Origin of the sequence: Micromonospora sp. D93 (genome assembly GCF_018070365.1) — a bacterium.
In the GTDB taxonomy this organism is placed as follows: Bacteria; Actinomycetota; Actinomycetes; order Mycobacteriales; family Micromonosporaceae; genus Micromonospora; species Micromonospora ureilytica.
Map to the genome: position 1 here is coordinate 53,074 of NZ_JAGPXW010000016.1, position 22,568 is coordinate 75,641.

The 22,568-nt window shown below is 72.1% G+C and carries 23 protein-coding genes; 13 read left to right on the plus strand and 10 right to left on the minus strand.

Going from position 1 to position 22,568, the window contains the following annotated elements:
• Window positions 1–60 precede the first annotated feature (60 nt).
• A complete protein-coding gene (locus KBX71_RS19120; protein ID WP_210819362.1) occupies window positions 61–855 on the minus strand; it encodes a sensor histidine kinase KdpD in 795 nt (264 codons plus the stop codon).
• Window positions 856–953: 98 nt separating this feature from the next.
• Between KBX71_RS19120 and KBX71_RS19125 the strand changes: the two genes are divergently transcribed.
• Window positions 954–1,562, plus strand: coding sequence for a response regulator transcription factor (locus tag KBX71_RS19125; protein ID WP_307847173.1), 609 nt, complete (start codon window positions 954–956; stop codon window positions 1,560–1,562).
• A gap of 144 nt (window positions 1,563–1,706) precedes the next feature.
• Window positions 1,707–2,054, plus strand: a complete 348-nt coding sequence (locus KBX71_RS19130) for an Lsr2 family protein (protein ID WP_091397759.1) — start codon at window positions 1,707–1,709, stop codon at window positions 2,052–2,054.
• A gap of 125 nt (window positions 2,055–2,179) precedes the next feature.
• Here KBX71_RS19130 and KBX71_RS19135 read toward each other — a convergent pair whose 3' ends face one another.
• Both KBX71_RS19135 and KBX71_RS34425 read right to left on the minus strand, forming a co-directional pair.
• On the minus strand, window positions 2,180–3,181 hold the full coding sequence (locus KBX71_RS19135; RefSeq protein ID WP_374102616.1) for a hypothetical protein: 1,002 nt from the start codon (window positions 3,179–3,181) through the stop codon (window positions 2,180–2,182).
• Window positions 3,182–3,719: 538 nt separating this feature from the next.
• Window positions 3,720–4,598 carry a DUF2726 domain-containing protein gene (locus tag KBX71_RS34425; RefSeq protein ID WP_210819365.1) on the minus strand — a complete coding sequence of 293 codons (879 nt, stop codon included), beginning with the start codon at window positions 4,596–4,598 and terminating at the stop codon, window positions 3,720–3,722.
• Between the two features lie 164 nt (window positions 4,599–4,762).
• Here KBX71_RS34425 and KBX71_RS19145 point away from each other — a divergent pair, with 164 nt between their 5' ends.
• Genes KBX71_RS19145 through KBX71_RS19165 form a run of 5 tightly spaced genes read left to right on the plus strand, consistent with a single transcriptional unit; the run spans window position 4,763 to window position 7,191 of the window.
• Window positions 4,763–4,954: a hypothetical protein gene (locus KBX71_RS19145; RefSeq protein ID WP_167493000.1), complete on the plus strand. Its 192-nt coding sequence runs from the start codon at window positions 4,763–4,765 to the stop codon at window positions 4,952–4,954.
• The gene (locus tag KBX71_RS19150) at window positions 4,951–5,331 is read left to right on the plus strand and encodes an Asp23/Gls24 family envelope stress response protein (protein ID WP_210819366.1); all 381 of its coding nucleotides are present in this window, start codon (window positions 4,951–4,953) and stop codon (window positions 5,329–5,331) included. The genes KBX71_RS19145 and KBX71_RS19150 overlap by 4 nt, the downstream gene beginning before the upstream one ends.
• Window position 5,332: 1 nt before the next feature.
• Window positions 5,333–5,854 (plus strand): DUF6286 domain-containing protein, encoded by a 522-nt coding sequence (locus KBX71_RS19155; RefSeq protein ID WP_210819367.1) that lies wholly within the window; start codon window positions 5,333–5,335, stop codon window positions 5,852–5,854.
• Window positions 5,851–6,411: a hypothetical protein gene (locus tag KBX71_RS19160; protein ID WP_210819368.1), complete on the plus strand. Its 561-nt coding sequence runs from the start codon at window positions 5,851–5,853 to the stop codon at window positions 6,409–6,411. Before KBX71_RS19155 ends, KBX71_RS19160 begins: the two co-directional genes overlap by 4 nt.
• Window positions 6,412–6,465: 54 nt before the next feature.
• Complete coding sequence (locus KBX71_RS19165; RefSeq protein ID WP_210819369.1) at window positions 6,466–7,191, plus strand: helical backbone metal receptor; 726 nt, start codon at window positions 6,466–6,468, stop codon at window positions 7,189–7,191.
• A gap of 10 nt (window positions 7,192–7,201) precedes the next feature.
• On the opposite strand, the gene KBX71_RS19170 is transcribed toward KBX71_RS19165, so the two are convergent.
• A complete protein-coding gene (locus tag KBX71_RS19170; protein WP_210819370.1) occupies window positions 7,202–8,158 on the minus strand; it encodes a TerC family protein in 957 nt (318 codons plus the stop codon).
• 294 nt (window positions 8,159–8,452) lie between these two features.
• Here KBX71_RS19170 and KBX71_RS19175 point away from each other — a divergent pair, with 294 nt between their 5' ends.
• Window positions 8,453–9,010, plus strand: coding sequence for a DoxX family membrane protein (locus KBX71_RS19175; protein WP_210819371.1), 558 nt, complete (start codon window positions 8,453–8,455; stop codon window positions 9,008–9,010).
• A 217-nt stretch (window positions 9,011–9,227) separates the two neighbouring features.
• Window positions 9,228–9,620 (plus strand): FKBP-type peptidyl-prolyl cis-trans isomerase, encoded by a 393-nt coding sequence (locus KBX71_RS19180; protein WP_210819372.1) that lies wholly within the window; start codon window positions 9,228–9,230, stop codon window positions 9,618–9,620.
• Between the two features lie 75 nt (window positions 9,621–9,695).
• Here the strand turns inward: KBX71_RS19180 and KBX71_RS19185 are convergent, their stop codons facing one another.
• Complete coding sequence (locus KBX71_RS19185; RefSeq protein ID WP_210819373.1) at window positions 9,696–10,082, minus strand: STAS domain-containing protein; 387 nt, start codon at window positions 10,080–10,082, stop codon at window positions 9,696–9,698.
• A 181-nt stretch (window positions 10,083–10,263) separates the two neighbouring features.
• On the opposite strand from KBX71_RS19185, the gene KBX71_RS19190 reads away from it, so the two are divergent.
• Window positions 10,264–11,280: an SMP-30/gluconolactonase/LRE family protein gene (locus KBX71_RS19190; protein ID WP_210819374.1), complete on the plus strand. Its 1,017-nt coding sequence runs from the start codon at window positions 10,264–10,266 to the stop codon at window positions 11,278–11,280.
• Window positions 11,281–11,356: 76 nt separating this feature from the next.
• Here KBX71_RS19190 and KBX71_RS19195 read toward each other — a convergent pair whose 3' ends face one another.
• Entirely contained in the window at window positions 11,357–12,625 is a 1,269-nt protein-coding gene (locus KBX71_RS19195) for an Ig-like domain-containing protein (RefSeq protein ID WP_210819375.1), read from the minus strand.
• Window positions 12,626–13,282: 657 nt separating this feature from the next.
• Between KBX71_RS19195 and KBX71_RS19200 the strand changes: the two genes are divergently transcribed.
• Both KBX71_RS19200 and KBX71_RS19205 read left to right on the plus strand, forming a co-directional pair.
• The gene (locus KBX71_RS19200; RefSeq protein WP_210819376.1) at window positions 13,283–14,248 is read left to right on the plus strand and encodes a sugar phosphate isomerase/epimerase; all 966 of its coding nucleotides are present in this window, start codon (window positions 13,283–13,285) and stop codon (window positions 14,246–14,248) included.
• A 23-nt stretch (window positions 14,249–14,271) separates the two neighbouring features.
• Entirely contained in the window at window positions 14,272–16,359 is a 2,088-nt protein-coding gene (locus KBX71_RS19205; RefSeq protein WP_210819377.1) for a PQQ-dependent sugar dehydrogenase, read from the plus strand.
• 128 nt (window positions 16,360–16,487) lie between these two features.
• Here the strand turns inward: KBX71_RS19205 and KBX71_RS19210 are convergent, their stop codons facing one another.
• The 4 genes from KBX71_RS19210 to pdhA form a co-directional block, all read right to left on the minus strand.
• Window positions 16,488–18,167 (minus strand): right-handed parallel beta-helix repeat-containing protein, encoded by a 1,680-nt coding sequence (locus tag KBX71_RS19210; RefSeq protein ID WP_210819444.1) that lies wholly within the window; start codon window positions 18,165–18,167, stop codon window positions 16,488–16,490.
• Between the two features lie 189 nt (window positions 18,168–18,356).
• Window positions 18,357–19,739: a dihydrolipoamide acetyltransferase family protein gene (locus KBX71_RS19215; protein WP_210819378.1), complete on the minus strand. Its 1,383-nt coding sequence runs from the start codon at window positions 19,737–19,739 to the stop codon at window positions 18,357–18,359.
• Complete coding sequence (locus tag KBX71_RS19220; RefSeq protein ID WP_196930124.1) at window positions 19,736–20,740, minus strand: alpha-ketoacid dehydrogenase subunit beta; 1,005 nt, start codon at window positions 20,738–20,740, stop codon at window positions 19,736–19,738. The genes KBX71_RS19215 and KBX71_RS19220 overlap by 4 nt, the downstream gene beginning before the upstream one ends.
• Entirely contained in the window at window positions 20,737–21,903 is a 1,167-nt protein-coding gene (gene pdhA, locus KBX71_RS19225; protein ID WP_374102617.1) for a pyruvate dehydrogenase (acetyl-transferring) E1 component subunit alpha, read from the minus strand. Before pdhA ends, KBX71_RS19220 begins: the two co-directional genes overlap by 4 nt.
• A 141-nt stretch (window positions 21,904–22,044) precedes the next feature.
• Here pdhA and KBX71_RS19230 point away from each other — a divergent pair, with 141 nt between their 5' ends.
• On the plus strand, window positions 22,045–22,515 hold the full coding sequence (locus tag KBX71_RS19230) for an Lrp/AsnC family transcriptional regulator (RefSeq protein WP_210819446.1): 471 nt from the start codon (window positions 22,045–22,047) through the stop codon (window positions 22,513–22,515).
• Window positions 22,516–22,568: the final 53 nt, after the last annotated feature.

Sequence of the window (22,568 nt, forward strand, 5' to 3'; positions counted from 1 at the left end):
CGTTGAGTTGAGCGTGTCTCACTCAAGTAACAAAGCGTTCCCCTTGTTCCGGCGTGTGACCTAGACCACTGGGTTGGTGCCGTACAGGCGGGGGTCACCCGGGGGCAGCACCGGTTCCGGCGCCTCCGGGGTCCTCCGAGCCATCGGCAGCAGCACCTCGAGCGCCACTCCACGGGGCCGCAGCCGGTGTGCCCGCAATGCTCCCCCGTCCGTCGCGACGAGCTGCCGCGCGATCCACAGGCCCAGGCCGGACATCCCGACGGCCGGCGCCGGACGCCGCAGCGCGACCAGTAACGCGTCATCGACCCGACCCTCGTCGGTGACCAGGATGCTCACGTCGGGGCCGCGCACCGTGGCGTAGAGCCCGACCTGTCCGTCCGGTGGCCCGTGCCGCAACGCGTTCTCCACCAGGTTGACCAGCACCTGTCGAGTTCGTCCGGCCGGCACCGGGCAGGAGGCCGCCCGGCGGGTGGCCCGTGCGCGCCGACGGCCGACCGGCACCAGCGCGGCGGCCTCCCGCAGGATGCCCGCCAGCGCAGCGGCCGGCTCGGGCTGCGGGGGCAGCGTCAGCACACCGGCGCCGGCGGTCGCGTCGCGCAGCAGGCTCTGCAGGTGGGCGGCCTGGTCGCGGGCCAGCTCACTGATCGCCCGCCGGTCGTCGCTGGTCAGCTCGCGACGCTCGTCGGCCAGCGCGCAAGTCAGCGAGGTCAGGGTGCTGATCGGGGTCCGGAACTCGTGGCACAACACCCGCAGCAGCGACTCCGGGTCGGCCTCCGTCGGGCGCCTCTCGCCGGGCGCCGGCTCGATGTGGCGCAACCCTCTCAGCAGGTCCCGCAAACCGTGCCGCACACGCATCCACCCAACTCCTCTCGTTCGGTGCGAACCCGCATGATCGGTACCCGCTGGGGAACGGCCCAGACATGCCGGGAGCCTCCACCTTGCGACTCGTCGTCGTGGACGATCACCCCCTTTTCGTCCGCGGCCTGGAGTTGCTGCTCCCGATCACCACCAACGGCCGCGCCGAGGTGGTCGCCTCGACCGGCGACGCCGCCGCGGCGGCGGCGCTGGTCAGCAACTGCCGCCCCGACCTGGCCCTGGTCGACCTGCACATGCCACCGCCCGGCGGCATCCGGGCGGTGGCCGCGATCCGGCGGACCACCCCACGGGTACGAGTGGTCGCGATGTCCGGTTTCGCCGACCCCGCGTCGGCGGTGGAGGCGCTACGCGCCGGCGCCGTGGGGTTCCTGCCGAAGACCAGCGAACCGGAGGAACTGCTGCCCCCGCTGCTGGCCGTCCTCGACGGCTGGGCGGTGCTGCCCGCCGACCTGCTGCGCGCCATGCTGCGGCCCACGCGCTCCGCCCCCGTCGACCTGGACGGCGGGGAACGGCGACTGCTGCGGGCGATCGCCGCCGGCCGCAGCACCGTCGACATCGCCGAAGAACTGCACGTCTCCGAACGGACGGTGAAACGCATGACCGCCGCGTTGCTGCGCAAGTTGCGGGTCTCGAACCGGGCCGAGGCGGCCGCCGTCGCCGGTCACAGCGGCATCCTCGGGGAATGAAGCCTCGCCATCGGACCGATTCACGGTTTTGCTCGGTAACGGAATCGCGACGCGCCGAATGAATGGAAGGCATATTGTTGCGGATTACCGGGGTGATAGGTCAGACTTTGGACACATCCCGCCGCACACAGGGAGTAATCGGCAATGGCGAGAAAAGTAATCACGGTCCTGACCGACGACCTCGACGGTGGGAAGGCCGACCGGACGGTCGAGTTCAGTCTCGACGGCGTGGCCTACACGATCGATGTCTCCGACGAGAATGCCGGCGTCCTGCGCAAGGCGCTCGACCCTTACATCAATGCGGGCCGGCGGATCGGACGCGGCCCGGTGGAGAGCACCCGTTCGGTCCGGCGGCCGGGGCGACCCGCTGGCGCGGGAATGGATCGGGAGCAGAACCGGGCCATCCGGGAATGGGCCGTCAAGAACGGCTACAAGATTTCCGAGCGGGGCCGGATCCCGGTTGAGGTCGTCGAGGCGTACAAGAGCCGCTGACGCGACTCGACGGGGCCCCGCCGGAAACGGCGGGGCCCCGTCGTTTGTCCGGACATCCGAAGTGAGCGGCGGCCGACCACCCCGGGTTGTCGCCCCGGGTGGCCGGCCGCCGTTGGTACGTCAGGTCAGTTGACGTCGATGCGCACCGAGTCGAAGGCGGGGGTCTGGTTGGCCCGCTCCATCATCGGCAGGCGGTGCGAGCCGTCACCGGCCCAGACGGAGCACTGGGCGGTACCCGACTCCGGCAGGCCCGGAATCTGGATCGTCACCTCGTCGGGCTGGGCGCCACCGCCGCCGTCCTCGGTCGCGACGAAGAACGCGGGCACCTCCTGCGGCTCCGGCGGAGCGGTCACGCTGTCCAGCATCCGGCAGGCGGTGTGGAAGTGACCACGGACCAGCCCCTGGTCGTTGAGCAGCGAGCTCTCCACGTAGTAGCCACCCTGGCCGGCGGCCAGGAAGCGGTCCCGAACCAGGTTGCGGGTGCTGACCCGCAGGGTGAAGGGCTGGTTCTGACCGACCTGGTCGGGGAACTGGGTGATCAGCAGCGACGGGTTGTTGGCTGCGGCGCCGACCTCACCGAACTCGGTGCTGACGCAGCGATCGCCCCTCTGGAAGCCGTCGTGCGGTTGGAGCCGGCTCTCGTCGCAGTCGTTGGCGAGCACACCGAGCCCGGCACCGGGCTCGGTGCCGCCACCGTTGTTCCCGCCACCGGGCGTCGTGGTGGGGGTCGTGGTGGGCGTGCTACCGCCACCGTTGTTGCCGGTGGGCTGCACCTGGCACTCGGCCAGCTGCGCGAGGCCCTGCGGCCGGGGTCCGACCCGGTCGATGGCTGTCGTGATCCGGTCCAGCACGGCGCGCCGCTTGCCGGCCAGCGGCTGCAGGATGGCGTTGCGGATGAACGCCTCACCCTTGTTGCCCTCGGCGGCCAGTCGGCGGTCCGCCTCGGCGATCTGGGTCTGCAACTGCGCGAGGTTACGGTCCACCTCGGCCCGCGCCCGGTCCGGCACCTGCGGCAGTTTGGCCGCCACATCCGGACAGGCGATGGCCGTGCCGGTGCCGACAGTGCCGTCCTTGCCGTCCTCACACTCGGGAACCGACTGCTGTCCGTCACCCCAGTGATTGCGCACCCACCGACCGTTCTGCCAGGTCCGGCTGGTCGAGCCGCCGCCAGTTGGCGCGGTCGCGCCAGGGCTCGGCTCCACGCACTGCCCGGAAGCCGGACGTGGCTTATTTGTCCGCCGGTCCTGGGCCGACGAAATCTGAGTCACGGCGACAACTCCGCCGAAGACCGCGAGCGTGCCGACAACTGCCAGCAGACGCTTGCTCCGCGCGTTGCCGGAAGGCCGGCGCGCCCGAGTGGACCTGCGCATCGAATTGCTCTCCTTCTCGATCCGGTAGTGGATTTCTGCCCTCGGCGGACCGACGGATGTGTGTTGGCACGCCGCGGCGGGGGACCCACCGTGACCTACCCGGTAATGCGTCGATGGCCGACGATGCCCTTTCCGCACCGTCTCCCGCGCCGGTGGACGCGGATGGGGAGATCCTGTTCATTCGCGCAGGAGTACGGGGCGGCGACCGGGAAGGTTCAACAGACGTACAGGAAATTGCCGCGACCCGACACGGAGCCGGCGCGGAGCGGGGATCAGCAGGTGAAACGGGCGCTGGTCAGTCGGCGCAGAGGTGGTCGAAGGCGAACCCGCCGACCAGTTCGTCACGGCGCTGGCTCAGCGCGGCGATCTGCGCGGTCCACTCGGCCCGCGGCAGCAGGTCCGCGACCGCGTTCTCCCGCAGTCGCTCCCCCACGGCGACGGCGGCGAGATCCTCGGCCAGCCGGGCCGCGTCGATACCGCAGGAGAAGCGGTGTTCGGTCACCGAGACCCGTTCGATGAGACACGCGTCGGGGCGTACCTGCACCCAACTCCACCCCTGCGCCGGCCCGTCCACCCAGCGCACGTGCAGCCCTCGCACGATCGGGTCGGCCACCTGCCCGGCCACGTACGCCTCCACCGCAGCCGCGCGGGTCAGCGCGCCGAGGTCGTTGACCGGCCCGGTACGCCCGTCCGGCAGCCGGCCCAGGATGTCCCGGAAGCCCACCGGCGCCGGTTCGGTCCCGGCGGCGGACGCGGCACCGCCCGCGGCGTAGGCGCGCGCGTCGATCACGTACTCGACCAGGCGGCGGCCGTGGTCGGTGGCCCGCAACGTCGGCGAACCGATCCGCAGCACGGGCAGGCCGGCGGCCGCGCTCACCGCGTCCTTGAGTCGCTCCACGCGTTGTTCCGCCGATCCGGCGGACGGCACCGCGCCGATCTCCACGGCGACGATCGGGCGGCCGGTGTCGGCGGCGTAGACCACGAAGTCGAAGCTGGCGCGACTCGCCGAGGTCCACTGGCTGCCGGTGACACCGGGTGGGCGGCCCTGGACCAGATCACTGAGCCGGCGTGCCGACAGGACCCGGTGGCCGGCGCGGCCGGGCAGCGCGTCGCGCCCCGCCTCGGCGGGCATCGTCCGCAGCCAACCGCGGTCGTCGCTCCCGATGCTCGTCATCTGCCTGATCCATCCGCCGGTCGGTCGAGCCGGGCCGAGTCTAGGTGGTCGATCATGGGCCACTGACTTCTAGTGTGATTGGGATCACAGCGGTACCGACGTTCCAGGGATGGCCCCCGGGTGTATCCAGCGACCGCCGGTACCCGACCGGTCCGGAGGTGACCATGTCGCGACAGCAGTTCGGCTTCCTCGCCGGGTTCCTCGCCGTGGCGGTCTGGGCACTCGCCGGCGTCGGCGTGGCCGCCCTCGCCGTGCTCGCCGGCCTGCTCGGCTGGCTGGTCGTCCGGGTGCTCGACGGCGACCTCGCGCTGACCGGTCTCGGCGACCGCCGTGCCGACGCTCGGCGACGCCGATGACCACCCGCCCGTCCACGGGGACGAACCCCGGTACCGGCCTGGCCACCGGAACCACAGGTTCGGAGCGCCGACCGGGCGACGCGACGGACGTCGCGCGGATCGCGGTGCAGGCGGCCAGCCTCGTACCGGGCGTGTCCGTCGTCCGCCCGGCGGCGGTCCGCCTGGACGACCGGACCGTCGGACTCGACCTGCACCTCATCACCTGGTACGGCCACAGCGTGCCGACGATCGCCGAAACGGTTCGGGCGGTGGTCGCCGACCGGGTGGCCGCCCAGACCGGGCTCACCGTGGCGGTGGTGACCGTCACCGTGGACGACCTGCTCGTCCCCGGCGTCGACGGGCCCGGAGCCGGCACCGCGGTGCCCGAGGACGGCTGAGATGCGCACCGCCAACCGGGTCGCCTCGTTGCTGCTGGCCACCGCCCTGCTCATCGGTGGCGCGGCGGTGGCCGTCCAGGCGTTGCTGCTCACAGTGCACCGCCCGACGCCGCTCGACACCACCGGCTGGTTCGACGCGCTGAGCGGCACCCGGTGGCACGACAGCACGGTCCGGGCCGTGGCCGGCGGGACGCTGCTGCTGGGCCTGGCCATCCTCGTCGCCCAACTGCGCCGCTGGACACCGATCCGCCTGCGAGCCGACGAACGCGACGGCTGGTACCTGCACCGGCGCTGTGTGGAGCGGCGGCTCGCTGACGCCGCCAGCGCGGTGCCGGGCATTCGCCGCGCCCGGGTCCGGGTCCGACGGCGCGGCGGCCAGTGGCGTCCCCGGGTCCGCGCGACAGGCGACCCGGCGGCCCGGACGGAGATCGAGTTCGCCGTGCACCAGGAGTTGCACCGGCTCACCGCGCCCCGCCCCGCCCGGATCGACGTCCGGCTGCTGCCTCGGCGGCGGCCGGCGTGACCAACGCCGGGCACCGACTGCTGTGGACCATCATCGCCCTGCTGCTGGTGGCGGGCGGCGCGGCGGCGCTGGCGGCCAGCCTCGGCACGCTGCCCGGCGTCGACCCGGCGGCGGTGCTGCTCAGCGCCGAACTTGTCGACCGGTGGCGGCTGGCCGCCCCGTGGAGCACCCTGGCCGCGGCCGTCGCCGGGGCGCTGTTCGCGCTGGCCGGGCAACGCCTGCTGGCCCGGGAGCTGCGGGGCCCGGACGGCGTCCTGCGCGGCACCCTGAGCCACGCCGGACGCCGGCCGGGCCGGACCCGGCTGGCCATCGACGTGCTCGCCGACGCGCTGGTACGCGACCTGACCGGGAACCCCGGCGTACGCCGGGCCCGGGTGGTGCTCACCGGCGCGCCACCGCACCCCGACGTGTGGATCCGGGTGGACCTCACCGCCGACGCGCCGACCGCTGGCGTACGCGAGCACGTTCGCGCCGCGGTCCGTCGATTCGCGGCGACGACCGACTGCCAGCCCGCACACCTCGACGTGACGGCCCGCATCGAGCCCGGCCACCTCTGACCCGGCGCCGAACCGAGGGGCATGATCGGTGCTGGCGGCGAAGGGGGTACGCGGATGCGGGTGGTGTCGCTGGTGCCGTCGCTGACCGAGGCGGTGGCGCTGACCCTGCCGGGAGTGCTGGTCGGGGCCACCGACTGGTGCAGCCACCCGGCCGGGCTCGACGTGGCCCGGGTCGGCGGCAGCAAGTACCCCGACCTGGACCGGGTGCGCGCGCTGCGGCCGGATCTGGTGCTGCTGAACGTGGAGGAGAACCGCCGAGCCGACGCGGAGGCGCTGCGGGCGGCCGGCGTACCGGTGCGGGTCACCTATCCGCGAACCGTTCCCGGGGCGTTGACGGAGCTGGGCGACCTGCTGACCGAACTGGGCGCGCCGACGGAGCCGGCCTGGCTACGGGCCGCACGGCGGGCGTGGCAGACGCCACCCCGGCTGACACCGACCCGCCGCGCGGTGGTGCCGGTCTGGCGTCGACCGTGGGTGGTGCTCGGCGGCGACACGTTCGCCGGCGACGTGCTGCGCCGCCTCGGCGTGGTCAACGCCTACGACGAGCACCCCGAGCGCTATCCCCGCCCGGCCCTCACCGAGCTGCGCGAACACGAGCCCGACCTGGTGGTGCTGCCCGACGAGCCGTACCTGTTCACCGCCGACGACGGGCCGGAGGCGTTCCCCGGCGTACCGTGCGCCCTGCTCTCCGGACGGCACCTCACCTGGTACGGCCCGTCCCTGGCCGAGGCGCCCGCGCTGCTCGCCGACCAGTTGTCCCGGCCGGTGCTGGTCGTCTGACTCCGGCGGCTCAGCCGTTGGGTCGGCGGCGGGCGGCCACGGTGCTGGCGGCGATGGAGACCGCCAGGGTCAGCACCACGACGGCGAGCGTCAACCAGACCGGCAGCTTGCCCACCGGCGTCTCGGCGAGAATCAGCTTCAGCCCGGCGAAGGCCAGCAGCAGTGCCAACCCGTACCGCAGGTAGCCGAAGTGCCGCAGCAGGCCGGCGAGGCAGAAGTAGAGGCTGCGCAGCCCCAGGACGGCGAACGCGGTGGCCGTCCAGACCAGGAACGTGTTGGTGGTGATGGCGAGGATCGCCGCCACCGAGTCGATGGCGAAGACCACGTCGGTGGCCTCGATGGCGACGAGCGCCACCAGCAGCAACGTCGCCACCCGTCGGCCGCCCACCCGGGCGGTGAACCGGTCGCCGTGGTAGCGGGCGTCGGTGGGCACCAGCCGCCGGAACAGCCGGACCACGACGTTGCGTTCCGGGTCGACGTCCGGCTTCCCGCGGACGGCCAGCCGCCAGCCGGTCCAGATCAGGAACGCGCCCAGCACGAAACCGGCCCAGGTGAGCCGGTCCAGCAGTTCGGCACCGGCGAAGATGAACAGCAGCCGGAAGACGAGTGCCCCCACGACACCCCAGAACAGCACCTTGTGCTGATAGCCGGGCGGCACCTGGAAGTAGCCGAAGAGCAGCGCGAAGACGAACACGTTGTCCACCGAGAGCGCCTTCTCCAGCAGGTAGCCGGAGAAGTAGACGATGGCCGGGTCACCGCCGAGCCCCCACCAGACGGCCAACCCGAACAGCAGACCCGCGCCGATCCAGACGGCGCTCCACAGCAGCGCCTCGCGGAGCTCGATGACGTGGTTGTCCCGGTGCAGGAGCACATCCACGGCGAGCAACACCGCGATCACCGCGCCGACCGCCGCCCAGGCCCACAGCGGGACCGCGACCGTCGCCTCAGCCACCGACGCCCTCCGCATCGACCACGGTGCACCGCCCGTTACCAGGCCGGCCGGCCGTTTCTGAGCCTAGGTGAACGGGCGACCTCGCATCGGGCGCTCCGACGAAGTCACGTCCACCGGCCGCAACGGCGATCTGGCAGCGACCGGCGGCGGTGGCGCAGGCGCTGCGTGGGCGCGGTGAGGGTCGCCGGACCCGACCCGAGGAGGTCGAACGTCCCGAGCGGTTGCGGTCTGTCGGCCCTGCCGCCGAGGACGCCACGGGCGTCCACTGGAGATGCCACCGGGAAGCGCGGTGCGAAGCTGAGAAGGGACGTGGGGACCATGACCGCGACGATCGAGCGGGTCACCGCCGAGAACACCGCACCGCAGGCCGGCACCGCTCACCGGCGGGCCGTCCGGTACATCCTGGCCGGAACCCGGCTGGCACTCGGCTGGGTCTTCCTCTGGGCCTTCGTCGACAAGATGTTCGGCCTCGGGATGGCCACCGAGTCGAAGAACGCCTGGATCAACGGGGGCAGCCCCACCAAGGGATTCCTGACCTTCGGCGTGACCGGCCCGTTCAAGGATCTCTATACCGGGATCGCCGGCGCCGCCTGGGCGGACTGGCTCTTCATGGTCGGCCTGGCCGGGATCGGTGTCGCGCTGCTGCTCGGCATCGGCATGCGGGTCGCCGCCGTGGCCGGTGGACTGCTGCTGGTCCTGATGTGGACCGCCGTCCTGCCTCCGGAGAACAACCCCTTCATGGACGACCACTTGATCTACGCGGCAGTGCTGGCGGTCCTGGCACTGGTCAACGCCGGTGACACCTGGGGCCTCGGCCGGGTGTGGGCGACGCTGCCGATCGTCCGGCGGATGCCCTGGCTGCGGTGAGCGCCGCACACCCCCTCGGCGGGCGTCACCAGCACCCGTGCAGCCCCCCACTGCATCGCCCCACCGCCCGGGCCCGCGGCACCACCGGGGCCGTCGGTGCACGACCGGAGGATGGGCCGCAGAGCAGGTTGCGGGTCCGCCGGACATCGGTGAGGGATGATCCGGCAGGATCGACGGTGACCGGACACATCACCCAACAACGGCAGGAGATCCCCGCATGAACCAGGCAGCAGGCGCCCAGTCGGGCAAGCCCGAGGTTGGTCCGATCGAGGGTGCACCGCCGGCCGACCTCGTGATCGAGGACATCACCGTGGGCGACGGCCCGCAGGCCGAGCCGGGCCAGTTGGTCAGCGTGCACTACGTCGGCGTGTCGTACTCCACCGGCAGCGAGTTCGACTCGTCCTGGAACCGAGGCCAGGCGTTCGAGTTTCCGCTCGGCGGCGGTCAGGTCATCGCCGGCTGGGACCAGGGCGTCGCTGGCATGCGGGTCGGCGGTCGGCGCCGGCTGATCATCCCGCCGCACCTGGGGTACGGCGACCGGGGCGCCGGCGGCGTCATCAAGCCGGGCGAGACGCTGGTCTTCGTCGTCGACCTGCTCGGAGTGAACTGACCGATTGTGTCGGGGTCCGCCGGCCCACGCCGGCGGCCCCGCGCCGACCCCGGGCGCCCACCTCGTGGACGGGAGTCAGGCGGCCAGTTGCAGGTCGGTGGTCGCGACCACCGGGCGACGCGCCGCCTCGATCGCCGAGGCCGGCTCCAGAATCGCCATCACGCGGTGCAGCCCGCTGACGCGCAGCACCCGCGCCACCACCGGGCTCGGGTCGACCACTACCAACTCGCCACCACGGGCCCGCACGCGCAGATGCGCGGCCAGCAGGGTGCGAACGCCGGCGGCGGAGAGCAGCCGCAGCCCGGACAGCTCCAGGTGAAGCACCGGCCGGGCCGGCGCGGACCACAGCGCGGACCGGAACGCGGCCACCGTGGCGATGTCGATCTCGCCGGCCACCCGCATGAGGACCATCTGGTCACCCACACTGACCTGCACGTCGAGCCGGTCGCTGTGCTCTTCCATGCCCAGAAATCTAGCCGCCACCACCGACACTTTCGCCCCTCCAGGGAGTGATTCCGGGTACGCCCAGGGGCATACCCCGAGGTACCCCACCTCCCTCTCGGGGTGGAGTCGGGGGCCCAGGCGGCACGCCGCGCGGGCGCGGAACGCGGAGTCGACCGAGAACGGGGTGGAGAATAGGTAGATGCTGATCCCCCGGCCCCGGCCGCCCCGGCTGATCCGTCCCGTCCGCGAGCCGGCGACCAACCCTCCGGCGCTGGCCGGGGCGTGGGCCCCCACCGACCGCCGGCTCGACCACGCCGAGGTGCTCCTCCTCCCCGCGGGCGCCGTCGGCCCCGAGGACGTGCTGGTCGACGCGGTCGGGCGGGTGATCAGTGGCGACGAGGACGGTCGGATCTGGTGGTGGCCGGTCGACGCGCCGGCCGGCACGCGACCCCAGCTGCTGGCCGAGACCGGGGGCCGTCCGCTCGGCATCGAGCTGGACCTGTCCGGCGAGGCCCTGGTGGTCTGCGACGCGTACCGCGGGCTGCTGCGGGTCACACCGGACGGCGCGGTACGCGAACTGACCGGAACGGCGCCCCCGGTGCACCTGGCCAACAACGCGACGGTGGGCCGTGACGGCACCATCTACTTCACCGACAGCTCCGACCGGTTTCCGGTCTCCCACTGGAAACGGGACCTGCTGGAGCACCGCCCCAACGGTCGGGTGCTGGCCCACCATCCGGGCAGCGGCCGCACCGAGGTGGTGACCGACGGGCTGTACTTCCCCAACGGGATCGCTCTGACCCCGGACGAGTCGGCGCTGCTGCTCGTGGAGACCAGCACCCACCGCCTGCTGCGTGTCGAGCTGAACGGCGGTGTGCGGGTCCTCGCCGACCTGCCCGCGTACCCGGACAATCTCGCCTCGGTGGGTGACGGGACGTACTGGATCGCGCTGCCCAGCCCACGGGTGCCGATCGCCGAGCGGCTGCTGCCCCATCCGCGGCTGCGTCAGATCGCCGCCCTGCTGCCCGACGCGATGCAGCCGCAGCCCCGCCGCTACGGGCTGGTCGCGCTTGTCGACGGCACCGGCGCGGTCCGCCGGACGCTGCACGGCCCGAACGGCCACTACTCGATGATCACCGGGGTACGCCAGCACGGCGACCAACTCTGGCTGGGCAGCCTGACCGGTTCCGGGGTGGCCCGCGTACCCCTGGGGTGATGGTCCGGGGCCACGGGCGGCGACAGGGCCGGTCCGCCGTCGGGCGGGCCGGCCCTGTCCTGCCGTCAGTGGTGTCTCAGCGGCCGCTGACCGAGGGTGCCGGTGCGGGTGATCCGCCGGCCACCGCGCCCGGATGCGCCGGGGCGACAGGTGCGGGCTTGAGTCCCGGCGGCACCGGCAGGGCGCTGCCCCGGGCGAACTCGTCCCAGCTCACGTTCCAGGCGGTCCAGCCGTTGCCCGGCTGCAGCTCCACCTCGGTGCCCTTGACGGTGACCAGGTCACCAACCTGCGTCACCCCCATCAACCAGTCGGCCGCCGTCGCGGAGACGTTCGCGCAACCGTGCGAGACGTTGGTGTTGCCCTGGTCTCCCTCCGACCAGGGGGCGGAGTGGATGAACTCGCCGCCCCAGGTGTAGCGCTGGGCGTCGTCGACGTCGACCACGTAGCCGCCGTCCGGCTCACCCCGGGTGTCGAAGGTGACCCGCTCGTGCTTCTCCATGATCACCATCTTGCCGCTGGAACTCGGCGTGCTCGGCTTACCCAGGCTGACCGGGATCCGGCGGACCTGCTTGCCGTCGCGCAGCACGGTCATCTGCTTGGTGGCGTTGTCGATCTCCAGCGAGACCTGTCGTCCGATCTTGGAGGTCGCGGTCCGCTCGGCGTCGCCGACCAGTTTCTTTCCGATCGGCAGACCCTCCAGGCCGGCCCGCAGACTGATGGTGGTCCCCGGCTTCCAGAAATCGGGTGCCCGGTAATAGACCTGACTTCCGTCCTCAAGCCACGACCACGCACCTGGCTGCGGCGGATTGGTCTTTACGAACAACCGGCGCTGGACATCCGCTCTGGCCTCTTTCGGAATTCCCGGGTCAAACGCCACCGTTACCGGCATCGCGGTGCCGTACGTCCGATTGCCGTTGAAATAGAGGGTGCTGGTGATCTGTGGTTTGGTCGATTTGGCCATCGTCGTGAACGTGGTGGTGCGGGTGGTGGTGGCCCCGGAGTCACCGGTCGCGGTCACCTCGGCGGTGTAGGTCCGTCGTGGTTGCAGCGGAGCGCTCGGCACCCAGCCGGAGCCGTCCTCGCGCGGCTCGGCGTTGACCTGCTTGCCCTTGTCGTCGGTAAGGCGTACGCCGGTGACCCGCCCGCCCTTGACCACTGTGCCCACCTCGGCGCTGACCGGGACGTCCCGGGCCTTGTCCCCCGGTGTCACGGCGAGTTCCGGCGCGGCGGCGTGCTTCTTGGCCGAGCCGGTCGCCGACCCCCGGTCGGCGGTGCACGCACCCAGGGCGAGTGGTGCGGCTGCGATGGTTACCGCCAACAGCGTCAATCGCCGCCTAGACGTCATGTTTCAGTCCCCCCGTTTTCGACTACCCTCCGCCACATTCTGACCCGCCCAACAGGAGTAGCCGCAGCATTCCGAAATAATCGTCAGCGCATTTACCGGCGCATTTTCCGACAATGTTCCAGTTGGCGGAACAGGGGTTCAACCGACCCATGTCGGGCGCTCTGCTCCGCTTGAGCGACGCAACGTCGACTGTCCGAATGGCGGGCGCGTGGTGGCACCCGAGGGCGACGTTTGTCCGGTCTGCGGGCGCCGATGCGGCCGACCCGGGCGGCCAGGGCCGGGCGTCCGGGGCCGGGCCGGGCGGATCGCGCACGGCGCGGTGGGCGCGGGAAGTAGAAGGTCATGCCGGGTGGCGCACCTCGTGGGCGGACTTTTGTCAGTTGAAGCGAAACTTCCGGCGAACGCGACAAAGCTTTGCCTTCGTCCGGGGGCAAGGGTAAGGTCTCGATCTAGATAGAGGGTTGCCCATTCGTCGATCAACTTGCCGCCACCTCTGCCGGGTCGCCGCGTTCCGCTCCCGATGGGTCCGGGCCGCACCCGCGCCGTCCCTCACCGTCCAGCCGGAGCCCGCCTCCGGCCGGTTCGGCGCGCCCGGCGGACGGCAGTCAGGTCGACCGCCGCCGGCGGCGTACCAGCCGTCAGGAAGGGACCACCACCATGGATCAACAACTCAACCGACCGGGGCCGACACCGGCATCCGAGCCGGTCAGCCGGCGTGGAGTGCTGCGCGCCGCGACCGTCTCCGCTGCCGCGGTCGGCGCCGCCGGTCTGCTCGCCGGTCCGGCCGCCGCCGCACCCGCCGCGTCCGGCCAGCAGGCCCAGGGCCGCCGTCGGGTGCCGGTGGACCGGATCAGCATTCAGCTCTACACGCTGCGTGACCAGCTCGCCGCCGACCTGCCCGGCTCCCTGGACGCGCTGCGCCGGATCGGTTACCGGCGGGTGGAGCACGCCGGTTTCGTCGGACGCACCGCCGCGCAGTTCCGGGCCGCGCTCGACGAGGCCGGGCTGCGTTCCACCTCCGGGCACGTCGGCATCCCGCAGCCGTTCGACGCCGCCACCTGGGAGCAGGCCCTCGCCGACGCCAACGTGGTGGGCTGCAAGAAGATCGTCCACCCGTACTTCGGTCGGGACGCGAGCGGTCAGCCGATCCGGGACCCTGCCGTCTACCGGGCCCTCGCCCGGGACCTGAACCGCGCCGGGCGGCTCGCCGAACGCGCGGGGCTCGACTTCGGATACCACAACCACCAGCTCGAGTTCGTGCCGCTGACCGGCGGTTCGACCGGGTTCGACATCCTCAGCTCGCAGACCGATTCCCGGCTGGTCCACTTCGAGCTCGACCTCTACTGGACCTGGCGGGGCGCCCACGACCCGGTCGACGTGATCCGGGCCAACCGCGGTCGGATCCGCCAGGTGCACGTCAAGGACCTCGACGTCGAGGGTGGCTTCGCCGACCTCGGCGACGGCGTCATCGACTTCGGCCGCATCTTCGCCCACGAGCGGGAGGCCGGCATCGAGGAGTACATCGTGGAGCGTGACGACGCGGGCACCGCGCCGCGCTCCCCCGCCGACGCCCTGGACACCGCTCGCGTCGGCTTCGACTATCTCGCTTCACTTCGGTACTGAAACCACCCCGGGGGACTCACCTGATGAACAGGACCGCATTCGCGTCCGCCCTGCTGCTGGCGACGGCCGGCCTGGCCGTACCACCGTCGGCAGCGGCCGCAGCGCCGGCCGCGCCGCCGGACAGCAGCTTCCAGAAAGTGACACTGAACGACTTCCCGGGCGAGCCGATGAGCCTCGCCGTTCTGCCCGACCTGCGGGTGCTGCACACCTCCCGCACCGGTGAGGTCCGCATCCACGACCCGCGCACCGGGCTGAACACCCTCGCCGCCGACATCCCGGTGTACGAGCACGACGAGGAGGGGTTGCAGGGGGTCGCCATCGACCCGAACTTCGCCCAGAACAAGTGGGTGTACCTCTACTACTCGCCGCCCATGGAAACGCCTGTGGACGACCCGGCGACCCCGGGCGTCAACGAGGGGGACGCGCCGGAGACCGGCACCGAGGCGGACTGGCAGCGGTTCAAGGGCGCGCTGCGGTTGTCCCGGTTCAAGCTCGACGGGACGAAGCTGAACCTCGCCAGCGAGCAGCAGATCATCGACGTGCCGACCGACCGGGGCATCTGCTGCCACGTCGGCGGCCAGATCGACTTCGACAGCAAGGGCAACCTGTACCTGTCGACAGGTGACGACACCAACCCGTTCGCCTCCGACGGCTACATCCCGATCGACGAGCGGGCTGACCGCCACCCGGCCTTCGACGCCCAGCGCACCTCGGCCAACACGAACGACCTGCGCGGCAAGCTGCTGCGCATCAAGGTGAAGAACGGTGGCGGTTACACGGTGCCGGCCGGCAACCTGTTCAAGTCGGGCACGGCGCAGACCCGCCCGGAGATCTACGCGATGGGGCTGCGCAACGCGTTCCGGTTCTCCGTCGACAGGCGTACCGACAACGTGTACGTGGGCGACTACTCCCCGGACGCCTCCAACCCGAACCCGGAGCGCGGCCCGGCCGGGCACGGCCGGTGGATGCTCGTGGACAAGCCGGCCAACTACGGCTGGCCGTACTGCGTGACGCCGACTATCGCGTACCGCGACTACGACTTCGCCACCGGCGAGTCCGGCGCCAAGTTCAACTGCAAGCGCCCGGTCAACGACTCACCGCACAACACCGGCAAGCGCGTGCTGCCGCCGGTCGAGCAGCCGGAGGTCTGGTACGCGGCCGCCCCCTCGGCCGAGTTCCCGCAGCTGGGCACCGGCGGCATCTCTCCGATGGGCGGCCCGGCGTACGAGTACGACGGGACCAGCACGTCGCGTACCCGCTGGCCGGCCTACTACGACGGGGTGCCGCTGTTCTACGAGTGGTCCCGCGACTACATCAAGGAGTTCCGCCTCGACTCCGACGGCGACGTGACGGACATCCGTCCGGTGGCGCCGTCGCTGGTGGTGGACAACCCGATGGACATGGAGTTCGGCCCGGACGGCGCGCTCTACGTCCTGGAGTACGGCGACGGCTACTTCGCCGAGAACCCGGACGCGCAGCTGTCCCGGATCGACTTCGTCCGGGGCAACCGGACGCCGATCCCGAAGATCAGTGGCACCCCGACCGTGGGGCAGGCCCCGCTGACCGTCGCGTTCTCCAGCGCCGGCACGACCGACCCGGACGGTGACAAGCTGAGCTACGCGTGGGACTTCAACGCGGACGGCTCGGTGGACAGCACCGCTCCGAACGCGAGCTGGACGTTCCCGGAGAACGGCTCGTACACGCCGACGTTGAAGGTCACCGACCGCACCGGACGGTCCGCGTCGGCGTCCCTGCCGCTGGTGGTCGGGCCGACCGCGCCGATCGTCGAGTTCGTCGCCCCGGAGGCCGGGCAGCCGTTCCAGTTCGGGCAGACGGTGGCGTACGAGGTGAAGGTCACCGACGACCTGCCGGTGGACTGCTCCCGGGTGAAGGTCACCTACGTGCTCGGGCACGATGAGCACGGGCACCCGCTCTCCACGTCGACGGGCTGCACCGGAAGCATCCCGACCTTCCTGGACAGTGGGCACAGCGGTGCGGACAACCTGACCGCCGTGTTCGTCGCGGAGTACACCGACGCGGGCACACCCGCGCAGTCGGGCTCGGCCACTGTCGTGCTGGACCCGACCCCGGTGGCCGGTCTGGCCGGCTGACCAACCCACGATGACAGCGGCGGCGACCGGATCACTCCGGTCGCCGCCGCTCGTCGTCTCTGCTCCGGCCGGCGGGAGGCGCACACCGCGCGCACCGGGCGACGGCGCGGGCGGGCCCCGGTCGTCGCTCAGGTCCAGTCGTTCTCGACGTGGTTGTCCCGCCACCGTCCGCCCACCGGCGGGGTGTCCAGTCGCATCCCCTCGTCGGCGTTGCCGGCCAGATCGTTGTCCTCGACCCGGCAGTCCACGCAGCTGCCACGCCCGGTGATCCACAATCCGTGCGTCTGGGTCTGGTTGTCGTGGTTGTCCCAGATCCGGTTGCCTCGGATGGTGGCCGAGTCGAACGGCGCGTCGATGGTGATACCGGCCCGCAGTTGGGGTGCGGCGGCCAGTTCGTACGCGCGTCCCGGCGGTGGCACGTCCCCGCTCCACGCGGAGAACGCGTCCGGGCGGACCGGGGCGAGCGTGAGTTCGTCGCCGGTGTTGGAGGCCACCATGGCAATGGTCTTCCCGACCCGCAGGACCTTTCCCCGGTGCCCGTCGTGCGGCCAGGTGGCCGACCGGTCCACCAGGCACCGCTCGCTGTAGCGGACGGCGTCGCCGGTCCCGCTGGCCCCCTCCGCGCACTGCCGCCCGTTGTTGCGGATCCGGTTGTTGAGCAGCACCGCGTCGGTCATCTGGTGGTCGATCCGGACCGCGTCCAGGCCGTTGCCCCAGAACTCGTTGCTCTCGATGACCACGTCCCGGATCGAGCCCTGATAACCGCGTCCGAGGTCGTGCGCGTGATAGCCGTGCCGCCCGTTGCCGCTGATCCGGTTGCCGCGGACGGTGTACGGGCCGGGGCTGTTGCCGATGCTGACCCCGTCGTACATGTTGCCGTCGATGACGCAGTCGGTGAGCAGCCCACCCCGGCCGGCCACGGACGAGGTGCCCTGCGCCGACACGTCGAATCCGGTCTCCAGGTTGCCGGTCATTGTGCAGGCGGAGACGATCAGGCCGTCGGCGCCCCAGTCGGAGATGCCGAAGCGGTTGCCCTGACTGTGGCAGCCGATGATGCGGTAGCCGCGCGGAGGCGCCCAGTAGTCCTTCTGCAGCTCCAGGAAGATGCCGTTGGTGCCGTTGGCCAGGGCGGTGCAGTTGGCGATGGTCAGCCGCTCCACAGCTCCCCAGCCGCCGATGCCGATCCCGATGCCGGCGCCGCCCATCTGCTCGCCGTTGTCCAGTCGGCCGCAGCCGACCACCACCACGCCGTCGATCAGGGAGTCCTGGAGGAAGTCGCAGCCCAGCCCGGTGGCCGCGGTGTGGTGGATGTAGAGGTTGCGGAAGACGCCCCGCACCACGTACTGGAGGCCGAGGCCCTTGGCCAGGTAGTTGTACTCGGCCATGGCGACGCCGGAGCCGTCGATCTGGAAGTCGGAGAAGGTGCAGTCGGCGATGTGCCGGTCCCGGTCGGCGCCGTGCTGCACTGTGGTCCAGAAGGCCAACGGGGTGGGGTCGGCCCGGTTGCCCTCGTTGCTGAGCATGAACCGGGTCGCCGCCGGTCCCGCACCGATCAGCGACACGCCGCTGCGCCACACCGTGCCGGCGTCCCGGATCGAGTAGATGCCCGGCGGGCAGTAGATGACCCGGGCCCGCCCGTCCGAGGCGTACCCGGCGCCGAGGCGGTCCACGAGGGCGGCCAGCGCCGGTTGGTCGTTTGTCGAGCCGTCACCGGTCAGCCCGTAGTCCAGCGCGTCGCAGTAGAGCGGCGCCCCGGCGGAGGCGGGCCGTCGTACCCGGACCGAGTTCAGTAGCAGCTCGTTCGCCACGGCCACAGGCCCGGCTCCCTTCGACGCGTTCGGTGCGCTCCGGCGGGGCCGACTTCCCGGTGCAGCCGCCGGGAAACCCTGGCCCGATCACACCGCCGGAAACCCCGGCCCGCTCGCACCGCCGGGAAACCCCGGACGTGCGCCGACCCCGGCGCCGCACGAGCGGCGCCGGGGTCCGGGGGGTACGCGTCAGACGGCGGCGATCAGCAGCGCCGGGCGCTCCACGCAGTCGGCGACGTGCCGCAGGAAGCCACCGGCCACCCCGCCGTCGCAGACCCGGTGGTCGAAGGTGAGGCTGAGCTGGGTCACCTTGCGGACGGCGAGTTGCCCGTCGACCACCCATGGCTTGTCCACGATCCGTCCGACCCCGAGCAGGGCCGCCTCGGGGTGGTTGATGATCGGTGTGGAGCCGTCGACGCCGAACACCCCGTAGTTGTTCAGCGTGAAGGTGCCGCCGGTCAGCCGGGCCGGGGGCAGGCTGCCGGCTCGCGCGGCGGCAGTGGTCGCGGTCAGTTCGGCGGCCAGTTCGGCGGTGGTGAGCCGCTGGGCGTCGCGCAGCACCGGCACCAGCAGACCCCTGTCGGTCTGCGCGGCGATGCCGAGGTGCACCCCGGCGGACTGGATGATCCGCTGCCCCTCGGTGTCGACCCGGGCGTTGAGCTGCGGGAATCGGCGCAGCCCGCTGAGGCAGATCCGGGCCAGTAGGGCCAGGATGCTCACCGGCGCGTCGGGCGTCGCCGCGTTGATCGCGGCGCGGGTCTCCAGCAGCCCGGTGGCGTCCACGTCGACCCAGATGGTCACCTCCGGGATCTCCCGCCGGCTGCGGGAGAGCTTGTCGGCGATGACCTTGCGGACGCCGGTGAGCGGGACGATCACGTCGCCATCCCCGACCGGCGCCGAACCCGGCTGCGGGTCCGGAACGGCGGCGAGTCGGGTGGCGGGCACGGTCGGCGCGGCCTCCACGTCGGCGCGGCGGATCACGCCCCCGGGCCCGGTGCCCCGCAGGGTGGCGAGGTCGACGCCGCGCTCGCGGGCCAGCCGTCGCACGATCGGAGAGATGACCAGGGCGGCGGGCGACCGCGCCGCGTCGCCGGACCCGGCACCCGCGTCGGGCGCACCACCGGCGGCCGGACCGGTGCCGCCGGTCGGGTCGGCGGTCGAGTCGGCGTCGGCCGGTTCGGGGGCCACCGCCAGGCGGGGCCGACGCCGACGGCGGGTGGTGTTGCCGTGGCCGGTGCCGTACCCGATCAGCACGTTGCCGGAGCCGGCCCGCTCCTCCTCGCGGTAGGTGGCGTGCCCGGCGGGCTCGTCGCCCCCGTCCAGCGGCGCGATGGTGATCAACGGCTGGCCGACCGGGCGTACCTCACCGGCCGCGCCGTGCAGGGTGACCACCCGGCCTGCGTACGGGCAGGGCACGTCGACGACGGCCTTGGCGGTCTCCACCTCGACCACGCTCTGGTCGACAGTGACCACGTCGCCGACGGCGACCCGCCACTCGACGATCTCGGCTTCGCTGAGCCCCTCGCCCAGGTCGGGCAGGAGGAAGACCTGTGTCCGTCCGACGATGGTCATGCCGCCGCCCAACGCGCGTCCGGCTGGTCGTCCCACTGGAGGCGGGCCACCGCGTCGAGCACCCGGTCCACGCCGGGCAGGTGGGTGTGCTCCAGCATCGGCGCCGGGTACGGGATGTCCAGCCCGGCGACCCGCAGCACCGGGGCGTGCAGCGCGTGGAAGCAGCGCTCCTGCACCCGGGCGGCGATCTCCGCGCCGACGCCCGCGAAGCCGGGCGCCTCCTGGATCACCACGCACCGGCCGGTACGCCGGACGGAGGCGGTGATGGTGGCGTCGTCGAACGGCACGATCGTGCGCACGTCGACGACCTCCAGGTCCCATCCCTCCTCCCGCGCGGCCTCGGCGGCCTCCAGCGCGACCGGCACCGCCGGCCCGTACGCCACAAGTGTGGCGTCGCGTCCGGGCCGGCGCACGACGGCCCGGCCGAACGGTTCGGTGCGGGTCGGCAGGGACGCCTCGTCGCTGGCGAAGTAGAGCTTCTTGGGCTCCATGAAGATCACCGGGTCGGGGTCCTCGATGGCCTCGCGCAGCAGCGAGTACGCGTCGTCGACGGTCGCCGGGGTGACCACCTTCAGCCCGGGGGTGTGCGCGTAGTACGCCTCGGACGAGTCGCAGTGGTGCTCGACCCCGCCGATCCCGCCCGCGTACGGCACGCGGATGACGATCGGCACGCTCAGCGCGCCCCGGGTGCGGTTGCGCAGCTTCGCCACGTGCGAGGCGATCTGCTCGAACGCCGGGTACGCGAACGCGTCGAACTGCATCTCGACCACCGGGCGCAGGCCGGACATGGCCAGGCCGACGGCGAAGCCGACGATGCCGGCCTCGGCGAGGGGGGTGTCGAAGCAGCGGTTCTCGCCGAAGCGGGCCTGGAGGCCGTCGGTGATCCGGAAGACGCCGCCGAGCGCGCCGACGTCCTCACCGAAGACGACGACCCGGTCGTCGGCGGCGAGCGCGTCGGCGAGCGCGGTGTTGAGCGCCTTGGCCATGGTGGTGGCCATCAGGCGTCACCCTCCTCGGCGTGGGCGGCGGCCAGCTCGGCGCGGACCTGCTCGCGTTGTTCGATCAGCTGCGGGGTGGGCTCGGCGTAGACGTGGTCGAAGAGGCTCAGCGGGTCGACGGTGGGCTGCTCGTTCATCCGGGTCCGTAGGTCCGCCGCGTACGCCTCGGCCTGCTCGGCGATCTCGGCGGCCGCCGCGTCGTCGAGCACACCGCGGGCCCGCAGGTAGGTTTCCAGCCGGGCGACCGGGTCCCGGTCCCGCCAGGCGTCGACCTCGGCGCGGTCGCGGTAGCGACTGGCGTCGTCGGCGTTGGTGTGCGGCTCCATCCGGTAGGTGTGCGCCTCGACCAGGAACGGCCCCTTGCCGGCCCGGGCGTGGGCGACCGCGCGGGTGAGCACGGCGAGCACCGCGACGGGGTCGTTGCCGTCGACCTGCTCGCTGGGTACGCCGTACCCGACGCCCTTGTAGGCCAGCGACGGCGCGGCGGTCTGCCGCGACAGCGGGACGCTGATCGCGTACCTGTTGTTCTGCACGAAGTAGACGACCGGCGCCTTGAACACGGCGGCGAAGTTGATCCCCTCGTGGAAGTCGCCCTCGCTGGTGGCGCCGTCGCCGATGAAGGCCAGCGCCACGGTGTCGCGACCCTGGTACGCCTCGCCGTGCGCCAGTCCGGCGGCGTGCACACACTGGGTGGCCAGCGGGGTGCACTGCGGTGCGGTGCGTACCTCGGTCGGGTCGTAGCCGCAGTGCCAGTCGCCGCGCAGGAGGGTGAGCACCTCGACCGGGTCGATGCCCCGGGCAACCAGCGCCATCGACTCGCGGTACGTGGGGAAGACCCAGTCGGTGTCGCGGACCGCGAGGACCGCGCCGACCTGGCACGCCTCCTGACCCCGCGAGGACGGGTAGACGGCGAGCCGACCCTGCTTGGTCAGGGCGGTCGCCTGGGTGTCGAAGCGGCGGCCGAGCACCATCCGGCGGTACAGCTCGCGCAGCACCTCGGCAGGTGGTTCGGGGTAGTCGGCGCGGGCGGGCAGCGGCGTGCCGTTCTCGGCGAGCAGGCGGACCGGCTCGGCGTCCGGTAGCAACGAGCGTGCCGGGTCGGGCGGGGTGACCGTCCGACGGGCGCGCGGGGATGCCCTGCGGACCGCCTGGGGAGTGGTCGTCACGGCGGAACCTCCTGGGACGTGTGGTGAGCCTATGCTTCCGCTTGTGGATGATTGACTCAAGATCGACACGGAAGGCGGGACGGTTGGCATGCGGAGGGCCCATCAGTGAGCCAGGAGACCGCCGACGAAGCGAGCCGGGGCGTGGGATCGGGACGATCGGCCCGAGTGTTGGACGAGGTCGACAGGCGGATCCTCGACGAGCTGGTCCGCGACGGGCGGACGTCGGTGCGCACCCTGGCCGAGCGCATCCACATCTCCCGCACCAACGCGTACGCCCGGGTGGAGCGGTTGCTCCGCGACGGGGTGATCACGGGGTTCCGGGCCCAGGTGGCGCCCGAGGCGGCCGGGCTGGGCACCTCGGCGTACATCGCCCTGACCATCGAGCAGAACACCTGGCGGGAGGTGTCGGCCGAGCTGGCCCGGGTGCGCTACATCGAGCACGCCGCGCTGCTCAGCGGCGAGCACGACGTGCTGGCCCTGGTTCGGGCGCCGGACAACGCCGCCCTGCGGGACGTGGTGCTCGACCGGGTGCAGCGCATCGCCGGGGTGCTGTCGACGCGGTCGTGGTTGGTCTTCGAGGAGTTTGACGGGACGCAGAGCCCGTGGCAGTAGCGCCATAACACGAATCAGATGACAAAACACCCGAGATGGCTGTTTCGGGGATA